The sequence below is a fragment of the Nonomuraea solani genome (genome assembly GCF_900108335.1).
GTDB classification, from domain to species: Bacteria; Actinomycetota; Actinomycetes; order Streptosporangiales; family Streptosporangiaceae; genus Nonomuraea; species Nonomuraea solani.
The window spans coordinates 491,102-506,009 of the sequence record NZ_FNVT01000001.1 but is presented as its reverse complement, the minus strand read 5'-3'; the positions used below and the strand labels follow the sequence as shown (position 1 = coordinate 506,009).

15 protein-coding genes are annotated in these 14,908 nt (G+C 70.3%); 4 read left to right on the top strand and 11 right to left on the bottom strand.

Annotated elements, in window-relative coordinates; all coding sequences use genetic code 11:
* Positions 1–44 precede the first annotated feature (44 nt).
* Complete coding sequence (locus C4V41_RS02340; protein WP_103954036.1) at positions 45–1,430, bottom strand: glycine--tRNA ligase; 1,386 nt, start codon at positions 1,428–1,430, stop codon at positions 45–47.
* A gap of 95 nt (positions 1,431–1,525) precedes the next feature.
* On the bottom strand, positions 1,526–1,813 hold the full coding sequence (locus tag C4V41_RS02335) for an antibiotic biosynthesis monooxygenase family protein (RefSeq protein ID WP_103954035.1): 288 nt from the start codon (positions 1,811–1,813) through the stop codon (positions 1,526–1,528).
* Between the two features lie 60 nt (positions 1,814–1,873).
* On the opposite strand from C4V41_RS02335, the gene C4V41_RS02330 reads away from it, so the two are divergent.
* Positions 1,874–2,221 carry a DUF6703 family protein gene (locus tag C4V41_RS02330; RefSeq protein WP_235029864.1) on the top strand — a complete coding sequence of 116 codons (348 nt, stop codon included), beginning with the start codon at positions 1,874–1,876 and terminating at the stop codon, positions 2,219–2,221.
* Positions 2,222–2,225: 4 nt separating this feature from the next.
* Here C4V41_RS02330 and C4V41_RS02325 read toward each other — a convergent pair whose 3' ends face one another.
* The 6 genes from C4V41_RS02325 to sucC are packed head-to-tail and all read right to left on the bottom strand — an operon-like array spanning position 2,226 to position 9,108.
* Positions 2,226–3,755, bottom strand: a complete 1,530-nt coding sequence (locus C4V41_RS02325; RefSeq protein ID WP_103954033.1) for an aldehyde dehydrogenase family protein — start codon at positions 3,753–3,755, stop codon at positions 2,226–2,228.
* Positions 3,756–3,765: 10 nt separating this feature from the next.
* Positions 3,766–5,487, bottom strand: coding sequence for a glyoxylate carboligase (gene gcl / locus C4V41_RS02320; RefSeq protein WP_103954032.1), 1,722 nt, complete (start codon positions 5,485–5,487; stop codon positions 3,766–3,768).
* Positions 5,484–6,344, bottom strand: coding sequence for an NAD(P)-dependent oxidoreductase (locus C4V41_RS02315; protein ID WP_103954031.1), 861 nt, complete (start codon positions 6,342–6,344; stop codon positions 5,484–5,486). The genes gcl and C4V41_RS02315 overlap by 4 nt, the downstream gene beginning before the upstream one ends.
* On the bottom strand, positions 6,341–7,105 hold the full coding sequence (locus C4V41_RS02310; RefSeq protein WP_103954030.1) for a hydroxypyruvate isomerase family protein: 765 nt from the start codon (positions 7,103–7,105) through the stop codon (positions 6,341–6,343). Before C4V41_RS02310 ends, C4V41_RS02315 begins: the two co-directional genes overlap by 4 nt.
* Positions 7,102–7,977: a succinate--CoA ligase subunit alpha gene (sucD, locus tag C4V41_RS02305; protein WP_103954029.1), complete on the bottom strand. Its 876-nt coding sequence runs from the start codon at positions 7,975–7,977 to the stop codon at positions 7,102–7,104. The genes C4V41_RS02310 and sucD overlap by 4 nt, the downstream gene beginning before the upstream one ends.
* Positions 7,978–9,108, bottom strand: a complete 1,131-nt coding sequence (gene sucC / locus C4V41_RS02300) for an ADP-forming succinate--CoA ligase subunit beta (protein WP_103954028.1) — start codon at positions 9,106–9,108, stop codon at positions 7,978–7,980. It abuts the gene before it with no gap.
* 89 nt (positions 9,109–9,197) lie between these two features.
* Here sucC and C4V41_RS02295 point away from each other — a divergent pair, with 89 nt between their 5' ends.
* From C4V41_RS02295 to C4V41_RS61620, 3 genes are all read left to right on the top strand, one after another.
* Positions 9,198–10,502 carry an MFS transporter gene (locus tag C4V41_RS02295; protein WP_103954027.1) on the top strand — a complete coding sequence of 435 codons (1,305 nt, stop codon included), beginning with the start codon at positions 9,198–9,200 and terminating at the stop codon, positions 10,500–10,502.
* A 182-nt stretch (positions 10,503–10,684) separates the two neighbouring features.
* Entirely contained in the window at positions 10,685–11,431 is a 747-nt protein-coding gene (locus C4V41_RS02290) for a GntR family transcriptional regulator (RefSeq protein ID WP_103954026.1), read from the top strand.
* Positions 11,432–11,770: 339 nt separating this feature from the next.
* A complete protein-coding gene (locus C4V41_RS61620) occupies positions 11,771–11,947 on the top strand; it encodes a hypothetical protein (protein ID WP_160150141.1) in 177 nt (58 codons plus the stop codon).
* A gap of 42 nt (positions 11,948–11,989) precedes the next feature.
* Here the strand turns inward: C4V41_RS61620 and C4V41_RS02280 are convergent, their stop codons facing one another.
* Genes C4V41_RS02280 through C4V41_RS02270 form a run of 3 tightly spaced genes read right to left on the bottom strand, consistent with a single transcriptional unit; the run spans position 11,990 to position 14,870 of the window.
* Positions 11,990–12,973: a TerC family protein gene (locus C4V41_RS02280; protein ID WP_103954024.1), complete on the bottom strand. Its 984-nt coding sequence runs from the start codon at positions 12,971–12,973 to the stop codon at positions 11,990–11,992.
* Positions 12,970–13,464 carry a hypothetical protein gene (locus C4V41_RS02275; RefSeq protein WP_103954023.1) on the bottom strand — a complete coding sequence of 165 codons (495 nt, stop codon included), beginning with the start codon at positions 13,462–13,464 and terminating at the stop codon, positions 12,970–12,972. The genes C4V41_RS02280 and C4V41_RS02275 overlap by 4 nt, the downstream gene beginning before the upstream one ends.
* A complete protein-coding gene (locus C4V41_RS02270) occupies positions 13,464–14,870 on the bottom strand; it encodes an Nramp family divalent metal transporter (protein ID WP_103954022.1) in 1,407 nt (468 codons plus the stop codon). Before C4V41_RS02270 ends, C4V41_RS02275 begins: the two co-directional genes overlap by 1 nt.
* Positions 14,871–14,908: the final 38 nt, after the last annotated feature.

The window sequence follows — 14,908 nt, the reverse complement described above, 5'->3', positions numbered from 1 at the left end:
GAGGCCGCCCGCCGGGGTCGGCGAGCGGCCTTCTCACAAAAGGATCAGTCGTTCAGGTGCTGGCGGAGATAGGACTCCACACCGTCGATCGAGATCCGCTCCTGCGCCATCGTGTCGCGCTCGCGGATCGTCACCGCGTGGTCTTCGAGGGTGTCGAAGTCGACGGTGATGCAGAACGGCGTGCCGATCTCGTCCTGGCGCCGGTAGCGGCGGCCGATCGCGCCCGCGTCGTCGAACTCCACGTTCCACCGGCGGCGCAACTGCGCGGCCAGGTCACGGGCCTTCGGCGACAGGTCGGCGTTGCGCGACAGCGGCAGCACCGCGGCCTTGACCGGCGCGAGCCGGTGGTCGAGCCGCATGACCGTGCGCTTCTCCATGACGCCCTTGGCGTTGGGCGCCTCGTCCTCGGTGTAGGCGTCGAGGAGGAAGGTGAGCGTGGCCCGGTCGACACCGGCCGCCGGCTCGATGACGTAGGGGACGTAACGCTCGCCCGTGTCCTGCTCGAAGAAGCTGAGGTCGGTGCCCGACGCCTTGGAGTGGGCGGTGAGGTCGAAGTCGGTGCGGTTGGCCACGCCCTCCAGCTCACCCCACTCCGAGCCGGTGAAACCGAAGCGGTATTCGATGTCGACCGTGCGCTTGGAGTAGTGGGACAGCTTGTCCTTGGGGTGCTCGTAGAGCCGCAGGTTGTCCTTGCTGATGCCCAGGTCGGAGTACCAGCGGAAGCGCTCGTCGATCCAGTATTGGTGCCACTCCTCGTCGGTGCCCGGCTTGACGAAGAACTCCATCTCCATCTGCTCGAACTCGCGGGTGCGGAAGATGAAGTTGCCCGGCGTGATCTCGTTGCGGAACGACTTGCCGATCTGGCCGATGCCGAACGGGACCTTCTTGCGCGCCGACTGCTGCACGTTGAGGTAGTTGATGAAGATGCCCTGCGCGGTCTCGGGGCGCAGCCAGGCCAGGCCCGACTCGTCCTCGACCGGGCCGAGGAAGGTCTTCAGCAGGCCGCTGAACTGCCGCGGCTCGGTGAAGGTGCCCTTGTTGCCGCAGTTGGGGCAGGTGATGTCGGCCAGGCCGTTTTCAGGCGTCCTGCCGTTCTTCTCCTCGTACGCCTCGATCAGGTGATCGGCGCGGAAGCGCTTGTGACAGGACAGGCACTCGGTGAGCGGGTCGGTGAAGGTCTCGACGTGGCCGCTGGCCCGCCACACCTCGGGTGCCAGGATGACGGAGGAGTCGAGGCCCACCACGTCGTCGCGCGACTGGACCGTCGCCAGCCACCACTGCCGCTTGACGTTGTTCTTCAGCTCGACACCCAGAGGACCGTAGTCCCACGACGCGCGCAGTCCGCCGTAGATCTCGCTCGACGGGTATACGAGCCCGCGGCGTTTGGCGAGGCTGACAATGGTGTCCATGACGTCGTTGCGTCGTGCCATTTTGGTTGATTCTCTTTCCGGCTGGAGGTCGGCGAGTTGTAATTGGTGAGATCCCAGCTTAGGGGACGGTCGCCCGCTCTCGGGCGCGAGTAATGCTACGCCCCATCTCGGGTGTGGACGTCCTCGTACGCACTGGGTTCGTTGACCATGAGAATCATCAATGGATACATCACCATCCGGGCGGCGGAGAGCGCTCTGCGATAGAAGCCGGCGCCCTCCCACTCCGTGATCAGCGCCCAGAGATTGGGCTCGTCGACCGAGCGGGCCAGCCTGCCCCGCAGGAAGCCGGGTTGTTCGGCGAACGTGTCGAGGATCGTGTGGCCCTGCTTGACGAAGTCTTGGGACTGGGACTCTGGAACGGTGTATCGGATCACGGCGAGCACGCGACCAGCCTAGAGGCGCTTGACCGCCCCTGGAGCGCGAACTCCCGTAGGCTCTTGGCCGTGGCCCCTGACAACAAGCGCCGCCCGACACCCCAGGGCGAGCAGTTCTTCACGCCGGGCGCGACCGGCCTGCGCAAGGCCGTCGAGCAGCGCAGCGCGGTGCCGATGGCCTACTTGTTCACGCAGGTGCCCAGGTGGGTGGCGCCCGTCGTGCTGGTGATCCTGCTGCTGGCGGGGTTCGCCGTGACCAATCCGCTCGGCGGGGTGGCCGTGCTGCCGGTGATCGCGTTCATCGGCTGGCTGGCCTTTCTGTCGTGGCCGTCGCTGGGGATCGGCGGCAAACTGCTGCGGGTCGCCATGCTGACCTTTCTCGTCCTGCTGGCGGCGACCCGCTTCGGGGCGCTTTAGCGCCTTACGGCAGCAGCGTGTAGTGCGGGAAGTTGCCCGGCAGGCGTTCGCCGTCCTGGCCGGCGGTGGCGGCGCGGACGAGCAGGTCGCCGCCGACGAACGCGCCCCGCCACGACGCGCCGAGCCCGCCGAACAGCTCGTCGCGGTCGCCGCGCGAGCGCGGCCGGTTGTGGCCGACCTTGAACGCCCGCACCTCGGGCGCCAGCCGGTGGAACGTCTCCTCCTCGTCGCACGACAGCGTGGCGACCAGGGCGCCGTTGCTGGCGTTCATGGCGGCCAGCAGCTCCGCCTCCGTGTCCACCAGCACGATCGTGTCCACCGGGCCGAACGGCTCGGCGTGGTGGAGCGGGGAGGAGGGCGGCGGGTTGAGCAGCGCCGTCGGAGCGAAGTACGCGGAAATATCCTGCCCCGGCAGGAAATGTCCGGCGTCGAGGGACGCCCGGTGGATCGGCACGCCGCCCCGCCCGATCGCCTCGTCCACCTGGTCCGTCAGCTCCTTGGCCTTCGAGGCGTTGATCAGCGGCCCGAAGTCCAGCTCCGGCAGCGGGTCATCGGGGCCCGCGACCGCGAGCGGATGGCCGAAGCGCAACGACCCGACGGCCTCCAGGTAGGCCCCCAGGAACTCGTGGAACAACGACCGCCGCACCACGAACCGCGGATAGGCGGTGCACCGCTGCTTGCCGTAGTCGAAGGACGCCCGGATCTGCCGGCTCAGCAGGTCCCAGTCGCCGTACTCCCACACGCCCCAGCAGTTGAGCCCCTCCTGCTCCAGCACGTGCCGGCGGCCGAGGTCGGCCAGTGAGGTCACCACCTTCGACCCCGCGTCCCTGCCGCCCACGAACGACACGCACCCCAGCGAGCGCCCCGCCACCAGCACCGGCGACAGCTCCGCCCCTCCCCCGCTGACCAGCGTGAACGGCAGCCCTTCCCGGACGGCCAGCGCGCACGCGAGGGTCAGGCAGGTCAGCCCGCCGTCGGTGGGCGTCTTGGCGATCACCGCGTTGCCGGCCAGCGCCTGCACGAGCATGGCGTGCATGAGCACGCTCATCGGATAGTTCCAGCTCGCGATGTTGCTGACCGGGCCGGGCAGCGGGGTGCGCCCGGCCACCATGCGGTCGATCTCGCCGAGATACCAGCGCACGCCGTCCAGGCAGCGGTCCACGTCGGCGCAGGCGGTCTTCCACGGCTTGCCGATCTCCCAGACCAGCAGCATGGCCAGCAGGTCGCGGTGGGCCGCCATGGACTCCACGGCGGCGGCGACCATGGCCTTGCGCTCGTCGAGCGGCAGGTAACGCCAGCGGCGGTGCTCCTCGACGGCGCCCGCCACCGCCCGGCCCGCACCCGCCCGGTCGAGCCTGGGCAGGCCCGCGATCGCGGTGCCGTCGAGGGGCGAGAAACCGGGCACGGGGCGGCCGTCGCGGTGCCAGATGCCGCCCCAGTGGTTCAGCACCCGGTCGTCGTGGAAGGCCTCCGGAGCCGCCGTACAGCACTGCTGGTAGGTCTCGGACCAGGACGTACCCGGCTTGAGCTGCATGCGCTCCTCCTCAGTCGGACCAGTCCGCGGTGATGAGCTCGGGCAGCGGCTCGAACTCCTTGATCGCCTCCAGCGAGGGGCCCATGGCGGCGTTCGCCTCGCGCTCCACCATCACCTCCACCAGCACCGGCAGCCGCTCGCGCGCCGCCTCGGCGGACGCCCAGGCGAGTGCGTCCTGGATGTCGCCGGGCAACTCCACGCGGCGCGCCGGGCAGCCGAACGCCTCCATGGCCTTGACATGGTCGATGCCGCCCTCGCCGTAGTGCAGGTCCACGGCGTAGTTCATCCCGTACGGGAGCTCCGCCTGCCTGATGAGACCCAGGTACTCGTTGTTGATCATGACGATGACGAACGGGATCCGGTACTGCGCCGCCACCGCCACCTCCTCCATCAGGAACTGGAAGGAGTAGTCGCCGACCACCGCCACGACCTGCCGCTCGGGATGGGCGAGCTTGACCCCCATGGCGGCCGGCACCTCCCAGCCCAGCGGCCCGGCCTGGCCGCACACCAGGTAGCGGCGCGGCAGGAACGTCGTCTGGAACTGGCCCGACCAGATCTGGTAGAGCCCGATGGCGGTGACGAAGGTGGTGTCCCTGCCGAAATACTCGTTGATCTCCTTGAACACCCGGGGCGGCTTGATCGGCACGTCCTCGAAGTCGTCCCGGCGCAGCATCGTGCGGCGCAGGTCGGCGACCTTGCTCACCCACTTGCCCGGCTCCCGCGGGCCGCCGCGGCGGCGCGCCTCGTCGCGCAGCTCCGCCAGGACCGGCCGCGCGTGCCCGACGATCCCGAGGTCGGGCTCGAAGACCCGGCCGATCTGCGTCGGCTCGATGTCCACGTGCACGAACGTGCGCCCGCGCCGGTAGACGTCGAGGTCGCCGGTGTGCCGGTCGCCGAACCTGGCGCCCACGGCCAGGACCAGGTCGCTGGCCAGGAACGCGGCGTTGCCCCACCGCGTCTGGGTCTGGATGCCGGCCATTCCCGCGAACAGCGGATGGTCCTCGGGGAAGGCGCCCTTGCCCATCAGCGTCACCTGCACGGGCACCTGGAGGTGCTCGGCCAGGGCGCGCAGCTCGTCCCACGCCTCGCCGACGATCACGCCGCCGCCGGCCAGGATGATCGGCCGCCTGGCCTCCTCCAGCAGGTCCATGGCCTTGCGCACGGCCTTGGGCAGCGGCTTCGGCGCCTCGACGGGCAGCGGGGCGTCCAGCTCACGGTCGTACAGGCACAGGCCCCGCTGGACGTCGACCGGCAGGTCGATCAGCACGGGGCCCGGACGCCCCGAGCGGGCGATCCTGAACGCCTCCCTGAACACCCACGGGGCCTGGGCGGGCTCCTTGAGCTGGACCGCCCATTTGGTGACCGGCCGGGCGATCTCCACGATGTCGACCGCCTGGAACGCCTCCTGGTGCAGCTTGGAGGACACCGCCTGCCCGGTGATACAGATCATCGGGATCGAGTCGGCCAGGGCGGTGTAGAGGCCGGTGATCATGTTCGTGCCGGCGGGTCCCGAGGTGCCGATGCAGACGCCGACGTTCCCGGTCACCCTGGCCCACCCGTCGGCCGCGTGGGTGCCGCCCTCCTCGTGCCGTACGGTGATGTGCCTGATCGAGCTGTGCTGCAGCGCCGCGTACAGCGGCAGGATGGCCGCCCCCGGGATGCCGAAGACGGTGTCCACCCCCTCCGACTCCAGCACCGCCACCACGGCCTCCATGCAGGGGACCCTTTTCATGCGTTGAGCCTTTCGACGACCTTGAGCAGGGCGGAGTGGTCGAGCGAGCCGTGCCCCTGCGCCCTGGCGGCCGCGACGAGCTGGGCGATCTGGCCCGTGAGCGGCAGGCTGACCCCGGCCTCGCGGGCGGCGGCGACGGCGATGCCCATGTCCTTGTGGTGCAGGTCGATGCGGAAGCCGGGGGCGAACTCCCGTTTGACCATGGTGTGCCGCTTGAGTTCGAGGATCCTGGAGCCTGCCAGGCCGCCCGCGAGCACGTCGAGCCCGGCCACCGGGTCCACGCCCGACGCCTCCAGCAGCACGATCGCCTCCGACACCAGCCCGTAGATGCCGCCGACGACGATCTGGTTGGCCGCCTTGACGGTCTGTCCCGAGCCGGCCGGGCCGACGTGGACGATCGTGGTGCCGAGGCGCTCCAGGACGGGCCGGGCCTTCTCGACGTCTTCGGCCGCGCCGCCCACCATGATCGACAGGGTGCCGTCGACCGCGCCGCGCTCGCCGCCACTGACGGGGGCGTCCACGGCCCGTACGCCGGCCGCCGCCGCCTTCTGGGCGACCCAGCGGGAGGTCTCGGGCTTGATGGTGCTCATGTCGATGTAGAGCAGGTTCGGCCTGCCGTACTCGATGACCAGCGGCGCCACCTCCGCCACCTGCGGAGAGTCGGGCAGCATGGTGATCACCACGTCCGCGCCGGCGACCGCGTCGACGACGCCGGGCGCGGCCTTGCCGCCCAGCGCGGCGAGCCGTTCGACGCGCGCGGGGCTCACGTCATAGCCGGTCACGACATATCCGGCTTTGAGGAGGTTGGCCGCCATCGGGCTGCCCATGATCCCCAAGCCGACGAAGCCGATGTTCATCGCTGCCTCCACTCGAACGCGCCCGGCCCCTCATGCCGGTATTCCAGGCCGACGTGGCCGGTGTAGCCCGCGGCCTCCAGCCGCGCGAAGATCTCCGCGTACGGCATGCGCCCGCTGCCCGGCCACCCCCTTCCGGGGTCGTCGGCGATCTGCACGTGGCCGAACCGCGCCGCGTGCCGGTCGATGAGCGCGAGCACGTTCTCGCCCATCCGGTGCAGGTGGTACAGGTCGGCCAGGAACGCCACGTTCTCCCTGTCCACCTGGTCGATCAGCTCGAACGCCGCGCCCGCCGACGTGATCGGGTAGTGCGGGTTCTCGTGGGAGTTGAGCGCCTCGACGACCACGGTCGCGCCGATGCCGGCCGCCGCGTCCGCCGCCCGGCGCAGGTTGGCCACGGCCAGGTCGCGGTCGGTGCCGGGGCCGTTGCCGTAGAGGGCGTTGAGCACCCCGCAGCCCAGCTCGCCCGCGAGCTGGACCGCGACGTCGATGTTGGCCTGGAAGCGGGCCGAGCCGTCCGGCCTGGCCAGCAGGCCGCGCTCGCCCGCCGCCATGTCGCCGGCGTCGAAGTTCAGGCCGACGAGCCGGACGCCGGCGTCCTCGATGGCCTCACGCAGCGCGGCGAGCTCGGCGCCGCCGGGGTCGGGCGTGCCGAACGGCCACCAGAGCTCGACCGCGTCGAACCCGGCCTTGGCCGCCGCGGCCGGGCGCTCCAGCAGCGGCAGGTCCGTGAACAGGATGGAGAGGTTGACGTCGTATCTCATGACTTCAGCACCGATCGCATGAGACGGGCGGTCTCGGACGGGGTGCGCCCCACGCGTACCCCGACCGCTTCGAGTGCCTCCTTCTTGGCCTGCGCGGTGCCGGACGAACCGGACACGATCGCGCCCGCGTGGCCCATGGTCCTGCCCTCCGGCGCGGTGAACCCGGCCACGTACGCGACCACGGGCTTGGTGACGTTGGCGGCGATGTGGGCGGCGGCCCGCTCCTCGGCGTCGCCGCCGATCTCGCCGATCATCACGATGGCGTCGGTGCCCGGATCCTCCTGGAACGCCTGGAGGCAGTCGATGTGCGTGGTCCCGATCACCGGGTCGCCGCCGATGCCGACGGCCGTGGAGAAGCCGAGGTCGCGCAGCTCGTACATGAGCTGGTACGTCAGCGTCCCCGACTTCGAGACCAGCCCGATCCGCCCGGCGGCGGTGATGTCGGCGGGGATGATCCCGGCCGACGACTGCCCGGGGCTGATCAGGCCGGGGCAGTTGGGCCCGATGATCCGGCTCCGGCCGGCGGCCAGGGCGCGGAAGCGTACGGCGTCGTGCACCGGCACGCCCTCGGTGATGACCACGCAGAGCGGCACCCCCACCGCGACGGCCTCCTCGACGGCCGAGCCGGTGAACCGGGGCGGCACGAAGATCACCGAGACGTCCGCCCCGGTCTCCGTCACCGCCTCGGCCACCGAGCCGAACACGGGCACCGTACGCTCGCCGAAGTCCACCGACCTGCCGCCCTTGCCGGGCGTCACCCCGGCCACGACGTCGGTGCCCGCGGCCAGCATGCGGGCCGTGTGCCTGGTGCCCTCCGCGCCGGTCATGCCCTGGACGAGCACCCGGCTGTCCTTGGTCAGAAAGATCGCCATTTACGCACCTGCCGCGAGTCTGGCCGCCGTCTCGGCGGCGCCGTCCATGGTGGAGACCTGGCGGACCGCCGGGTGCCTGGCGTCGCTGAGGATGCGCCGGCCCACCTCGGCGTTGTTGCCGTCCAGCCGTACGACGATGGGCGTGCCGTGGCCGCGCTCGCCGAGGAGTTCGAGTGCGGTGACGATGCCGTTCGCCACCGCGTCGCAGGTCGTGATGCCGCCGAAGACGTTGACCAGCACCGAGCGCACGTCGGGGTCGGCCAGGATGATCTCCAGGCCGTCGGCCATCACCTGGGCGGAGGCGCCGCCGCCGATGTCCAGGAAATTGGCCGGGGCGGCGCCGGCTCCGGCGACCACGTCGAGCGTGCTCATGACGAGCCCCGCGCCGTTGCCGATCACGCCGACCTTGCCGTCCAGTTTGACGTAGTTCAAGCCTTTGGCCTTGGCCCGGTCCTCCAGGGTGTCCGCCTGCTCGCCGTACTCCCAGCCGTGCCGGAAGGCGGCGTTGTCGTCCAGGGTGACCTTGCCGTCGAGTGCCACGATCCGCTGGTCGGTGGTGCAGATCAGCGGGTTCACCTCGACCAGCAGGGCGTCCTCGGCGACCAGCACCTTCCACAGTTGTTCGAGCACCCCCGCCGCCTGCTCGGGCAGGCCCGCCTTGGCCGCCAGCAGCCGGGCGGTGTCCGCGTCCACGCCGGTCACCGGGTCGATCGGCAACCTCACGAGGGCGTCGGGGTTCGTGGCCGCCAGCTCCTCGATCTCCATGCCGCCCTGGCCCGACACCATCGCCAGGAACCCGCCCTCGGCGCGGTCCACCAGGAAGGCCGCGTAATACTCCTCGAACGGCACGGTCGCGGCCTCCACCAGCACGGTGCGCGCCATGTGCCCCTTGATGGCCATTCCCAGGACGCGATCGGCCTCCGTCTCGGCCGCGACCGGCCCCGCCGCCGGTCTGATCCCGCCCGCCTTGCCCCGTCCGCCGGTCTTCACCTGGGCTTTGATGACCACGGGCGCGTTCAGCTCGGCCGCGATGGCGCGGGCCTGTGCTGGTGTGGTCGCCACCCCGCCTGCCGGTACGGGGATCCCGTGACGCCCGAAGAGCTCCTTCGCCTGGTGTTCGTACAGGTCCATTCGAGCCTCCTTTGTAGACGGTATACCGTATGGAGTATCCTCCGTCTAGGGTCTCGACAGGCGGCTGTTTTCTGGATATTGCATACCGTATGGAGAATGCAGTTAAGGACTGGCGCGGGCGCTCGTACCTTCCCGGCCCCGTCCCCGCCGACCGCACCCGGATGTTCTGGCTCGCCCTGGGGGCCATGGCCGCGATCAGCCCGCTCCAGTACGGCTACGCCGCGCTGCTCACCCGCGAACCGGCGGGGCTGACGCTCCTCGCCGCCTGGATCGCCTGCCAGGCGGTGGGCGCCCTGCCCGCCCTCCACTTGGTCCGCCGCGGCCGCCTGACCGTCCGCACCGCCCTGATCGCGGGCGCCGCGCTGAGCGCCCTCGGCCTCGCCACAGCCGCCCTCACCGGCCCCGCGGTCACGGGGGCCGCGCTCACCGGGTCGGGCGCACTGGTCTTTCTGGCTTTTCTCGGGTACGCCCTGCTCGGGGGGCTGGGGGCGGGGCTGGTCTATGGGGTGTGCGGGCAGGTCGTGTCCTCCTGGTACCCGGAACGGCCCGCCGCCCGGGTCGGCCTGATCACCGGCGCCTTCGGGTACGGGGCCGTACCCCTGCTGGTGTGGGCCGGGATCGCGCCCGGCGCCACGTCCGCCGCCTTCCTGGTCGCCGCCGTCATCGCGGCGGCCGTCATCGGGGCGGCGGCCCGGCACCTGCGCCTGCCCCCGCCGCTGTGGTGGCCCGACACCGTGGACCCGCGCACCCACGCCCTCGACGCGGCCCGGCTGCGCACGGCTCCTGAGGCGGCCAAGCAGTTCCTGCTGTCCCAGGCGCTGCGCACGCGCGCGCTTCCGGCGCTCGCTCTCATCCTGATCTGCGCCGGGGCCGTGTCGGTGTTCGACGTGATCGTGGTCGCGAGCACCGGCTCCTGGGGCGCCCTGGCGCTCCTGGTGGCCCTCAACGGCGCCGGCCGCTCGGCCGCCATGCGCGCCGCCGAACTCCTCGGCCGCCGCCGCACCCTGGCCGCCGTCCTCACCGCGCTGGCCACCGGCCAGGTCCTCCTCGCCACCACCTTCCAGAGCACCACGGCGATCGCCGGTGGGGCAGATGGAGTGGGCGGGCCGGTGCTGTGGGCCGGGGTCGTGGCGGCCGGGCTGGGCGGGGGTGCGTTCTATCCGCTGGTGGCCAGCCTCGTACGTGAGTTCTTCGGCACCGAGGGCGCCGGCGAGATCCACGCGGTCGTCTACAGCGCCAAGGCCCTGGCGGGGGTGGCGGCCGTGGCGCTGGCCCTCGTCGCCCTGAACGCCCCCGGCACCGCGCTCCTGGCGGCGGCCGCGCTGGCGGCGTTGCCCGCCCTGGCCACGCCCCGCCTGCGCATCCCCGGCCTGCCCGCGACCATCCCCCTGTAACGCGCCGTCATGACGGCCCGCGTGACCGCCCCCGCGACCACCTCCGTGGCCGCCTTCACGACCGCCTCCGCGACCATCCCTGTGACGACCCCTGTGATGAGACTCACGACCGTGGGCAACCCCTGGACGGTATGCTGTAGGCAGTCGACGAAAAACTTTAACGCTGCTCTGGAGACGTGACCATGTTGCTGTCCGATCAGGCCGGTCAGACGGCGGCCGCCAAGATTCCCCGCCCCGCCACGCTCAGGGAGAGCGTGATCGAGGCCATCCAGGAGCTCATCGTCTCCGGCCAGCTCAAGCCCGGTCAGCACCTCGTCGAGAGTGAGCTGGCCGAGTTGCTCGGTGTCTCCAGGCAGCCGGTCCGCGAGGCTCTGCAGCAGCTCAGTGGTGAAGGCTGGGTGGATCTGCACCCGGGTCAGGGCGCCTTTGTGCACGTACCGACGCTGGAGGAGGCCGACCAGCTTCTCGCCGTGCGCACACTACTGGAGACCGAGTCCGCCCGGCTCGCCGCCTTGCATGCCGGTGAGGATGGTGTGAAGCGGTTGCGGGCCCTGTGTGCGCGGGGCATCGCCGCGGTGGAGTCCGACGACGTCGACTCGGCCGTTGCGACCAACTCCGAGCTGCACCACCTGGTGACCGCCTTGTCGGGCAACATGGTTCTGGCCGAGCTGGCGGCTCAGGTGGCCAGGCGGGTGCGGTGGTATCACACGCCCGTGGCCCGGCAGCGGGGCATGGCCTCGTGGGATGAGCACACGTCGCTGATCGACGCGATCGAGGCGGGCGATGAGCGTGAGGCTGCGAAGATCATGCGGGACCATACCGAGCACACCCGGGCTTCCTACATGGAGCAGCGGGAGAACGAGCCGGTGGAGCCTGCTCCCAAGCCTGTCCGGCGGCGGCGGCCTCGGCGGCTTGGGAAGGCGGGCTGACTCCAGGTCAACCCCGATCCCGTTCGTCGTCACGGCTTCCCCTCTCCCTTCCGTCTCCGCCGTACTTCGGCTGAGGTCCCTTTAAGGGGTGAGGTCGGTTCGGCACGCGTGGAGACGCGCTTGGCCGGACCGGGTGAAGTCGGCTGGGCCGGGGGCTCGGTGCAGGCGGCAGGCGTCCCGTGGCACGGCATGGACGGCCGGGCTCAGTGGCTCGGGAGGGACGGCCGGGTCAGGTGGACGGGTCCGGTCGGGGGGATTGATGTGACGTTCACAGAAGGCCACATGCTCCGAAACACCTCGGGTAGAGGGTGGAGCGGTACGTACAGGAGGTGCATGACCATGAAGGCGTTCTTCCGCTTTCTTCTGGGTGATCCCATGGGCCGGCCGGCCGACGGCGGCTCCATCGGCGTCGGTCTGAGCGCGGCGCTGAGGAAGCACTACTCCGCGGACGACGCGGACCGATACCTGCGCGCGTGGAGCGCCGAGCACGAGGTGCGCAAGAGTCCGCGCCACTGAGCCGCGCGGCAGGGCGGGAAGGCCCCCGGCGCGCGGCTCGGTTCAGCGCCCCGAGGACGACCGTTGCGCGGGTTCTGGTTCCACCGCCTTCGCGTCGCGGGCCGACTTGACCAGGCTCAGCACCGTGGTCACGGCGAGGGTGCCGAGGATGACGCCGAGAGACACCAGGATCGGGATCTCCGGCGCCCACGACACGCCGTCGTGGTGCAGGGCTTCGAGGATCAGCTTGACGCCGATGAAGGCCAGCACCACCGACAGGCCCTTGCTCAGGTAGACGAGCCGGTCGAGCAGCCCGCCGATCAGGAAGAAGAGCTGCCGCAGCCCCATGAGGGCGAAGGCGTTGGCGGTGAACACCAGGTAGGGCTCCTTCGTGAGCCCGAAGATCGCCGGAATCGAGTCGAGCGCGAACAGCAGGTCGGTGGTGCCGATGGCGACCATGACGATCAGCATCGGGGTGACCATCCTGCGGCCGTGGTGCACGGTGAGCCGGGCTCCGTGGTAGGTGTCCGTCGTCGGGAGCACGCGGCGTACCGTGCGCAGGGCGAGGTTCTCGGAGAACTCCGCCTCCTCTTCCTCGTGCCCGATCAGCTTCCACGCGGTGTAGACGAGGAAGGCGCCGAACACGTAGAAGAGCCAGTCGAACCTGGTCACGGCCTCGGCACCGGCCGCGATGAAGCCGCCGCGCATGACCAGCGCCAGGATGATGCCGATGAGCAGCACTTTCTGCCGGTACTGCCGCGGCACATTGAACCGGCTCATGATCAGCAGGAAGACGAAGAGGTTGTCCACGCTGAGCGAGTACTCGGTGATCCACCCGGCGAAGAACTCCCCTCCGTGCGCGGGCCCGGAGAGCAGGAGCAGGCCGGCGCCGAAGGCGACGGCCAGTCCCACGTAGAACGTCACCCAGCCCACGCACTCCTTGAACGAGGGCTCGTGGGGGTTGCGGGCGACGAGGTAGAAGTCCAAGGCGAGGACGAGGCAGAAACCGCCGATGGTGGCCAGCCAGATCCACACGGGCAGGTTCACTTACGTGCCCCTTTCCGCGTACGGACCAGCCGGGCGTACCGGACGTACTGCTCCAGCAGCGCCTGGGCCACCGGATTGCCGGTCGCGCGGCGCATGAGCCAGTGCGGCATGAGCCGTTCGTGCAGCCAGACGAAGCCGATCGCGAAGCCGAGGCTGACCATGGCCTGGTAGGCCAGGAACAACGGCACCCCGTCGGCCATGCCGACGCCGGTCGGCGCCAGGGTCTCCTGCGTGAGCCGGGACACGGGGAAGGCCGCGATCCAGTAGAGGCCCACCGGCCCGAAGGTCCCCGGCCGGAAGACGCCGTGGCCGAGGAGCACGCCGTACAGCCCGCCGAAGAGGCCGAGCGGTACGGCGAGCGCCAGGGCGGACAGCGCGGCCATCCCGGTGGGCTGCCCCGCGAGCAGGGTCAGCCCACCGGCCATGGCTCCGGCGACGGCTCCGATCGACGCCCCTGGCAGGGCGAGTTCGAGGCTGTGCCGTCCTCCCATCAGCCCACGACCACGCCGTAGGCGAAGAGACTGTAGAACAGCATCCCCAGGTAGAACACCGCGCCGAAGCCGATGATCACGTTGGTCCACCATCGTGGCCTGATCGGTTTCGGCAACATCCGGTTGTTCACCAGCAGGAGTGTCACGCAGTAGGCCCCCATCGCGAACGTCGACAGGAACGCCAGCGTGTCCAGGATCCCGCTGGGACCGTCGGCCGGGCCGAACAGCAGGATCAGGATGCCGAAGAGGATCACGCCCCAGAGGAAGACGCCGTACAGGCGGGACATGCCCAGCTTCTTCGCCCCGCGGACGAAGTTGTAGGTCATGTCAGCCTGACCCCTGGAGAAGGAGTCGAACAGGCCGAGCGTCGCGTTCAGGCCGATCAGCGCGATGAACCCGAGGAAGACGGCCCCGAGTACCGAGCTGCCCGCCGAGGAGACGGCGTCGGACATCGCGGTCAGCGCCACCTCCCGGTCGTCGCCCTGAATGGCCGTGCGCACGGCCGGGTTCTGCCGCACCGCCGCCTGCGCGATCACCGTGAAGGAGATCGTGACCAGCATGGTGATGCCCCAGAACAGCAGCAGCGCGTCGAACGTGACCCAGCGCCGCCAGCCCTTCCACTTGGCCATCTCGGCCGCGTCCTCGGTGTCGAACATGAACCCGCGCGAGGGCATCTCCTCCTGCTCACTCGCGTGCCGCAGCCCGCGGACCTGCGGGATGTGCGCGCCCATGCCGGCGCCGGAGTCGCGCAGGTGCAGCGTGTACCACATCTGCTGCATGCCCGACGGTCCCGCGAACGCGCAGGCTCCCACGATGACGGGGAACCAGGCGGCCGACAGGGCCTCCGCCGGCAGGTAGCCGAAGGAGAACATGCCGGTGATCGTGGTGACCACGTCGCTCCACGAGCCCACCATGGCGGCGACCACGGCGGTGCCGATCACGAGAGCGCCGATCAGCAGCGACAGGACGTTTTCGAGCAGGTTGTAGATGACCTTGGCCAGGGTGAAGACCACGCCGACGAGGATCAACCCGGCGATCGCGGTCACCATCCAGGGGATTCCGGTTATCTCCTCGAACGCCGCCGCTCCCGCCGACAGGTGTCCCGGCCAGATGTAGACGGCGATGGCCACGATGAAGAAGAACCACATCAGCGGCTTGAACACGCGGGCCGCGCCGGAGAAGATGCTCTCCCCCGTCGCCATGGCGTAGCGCGCCATCTCCAGCATGACCACGGCCTGCAGCGTGACGCCGATCAGGAACAGCCACCTGATCTCCGGCCCGAACAGCAGCACAAGACGCGGCCACATGTACGACTCGCCCATGCCCACGCCCAGCGCGACGAGGAAGACCGTCGGCCCGAGAATGTGCACCGACGGAGGCGCGTCGGGCAGCTTCCTGATGGGCATCGGCTCAAGCCGGCCCGCTTTCCATACTCGTTGATCCT

Coding starts and splice junctions, on each gene's coding strand:
- C4V41_RS02340 (WP_103954036.1), bottom strand. CDS start 1,430: ATGGCACGACGCAACGACGTCATGGACACCATTGTCAGCCTCGCCAAA.
- C4V41_RS02325 (WP_103954033.1), bottom strand. CDS start 3,755: ATGCAGCTCAAGCCGGGTACGTCCTGGTCCGAGACCTACCAGCAGTGC.
- gcl (WP_103954032.1), bottom strand. CDS start 5,487: ATGAAAAGGGTCCCCTGCATGGAGGCCGTGGTGGCGGTGCTGGAGTCG.
- C4V41_RS02315 (WP_103954031.1), bottom strand. CDS start 6,344: ATGAACATCGGCTTCGTCGGCTTGGGGATCATGGGCAGCCCGATGGCG.
- C4V41_RS02310 (WP_103954030.1), bottom strand. CDS start 7,105: ATGAGATACGACGTCAACCTCTCCATCCTGTTCACGGACCTGCCGCTG.
- sucD (WP_103954029.1), bottom strand. CDS start 7,977: ATGGCGATCTTTCTGACCAAGGACAGCCGGGTGCTCGTCCAGGGCATG.
- sucC (WP_103954028.1), bottom strand. CDS start 9,108: ATGGACCTGTACGAACACCAGGCGAAGGAGCTCTTCGGGCGTCACGGG.
- C4V41_RS02295 (WP_103954027.1), top strand. CDS start 9,198: ATGGAGAATGCAGTTAAGGACTGGCGCGGGCGCTCGTACCTTCCCGGC.
- C4V41_RS02290 (WP_103954026.1), top strand. CDS start 10,685: ATGTTGCTGTCCGATCAGGCCGGTCAGACGGCGGCCGCCAAGATTCCC.
- C4V41_RS61620 (WP_160150141.1), top strand. CDS start 11,771: ATGAAGGCGTTCTTCCGCTTTCTTCTGGGTGATCCCATGGGCCGGCCG.
- C4V41_RS02275 (WP_103954023.1), bottom strand. CDS start 13,464: ATGGGAGGACGGCACAGCCTCGAACTCGCCCTGCCAGGGGCGTCGATC.
- C4V41_RS02270 (WP_103954022.1), bottom strand. CDS start 14,870: ATGCCCATCAGGAAGCTGCCCGACGCGCCTCCGTCGGTGCACATTCTC.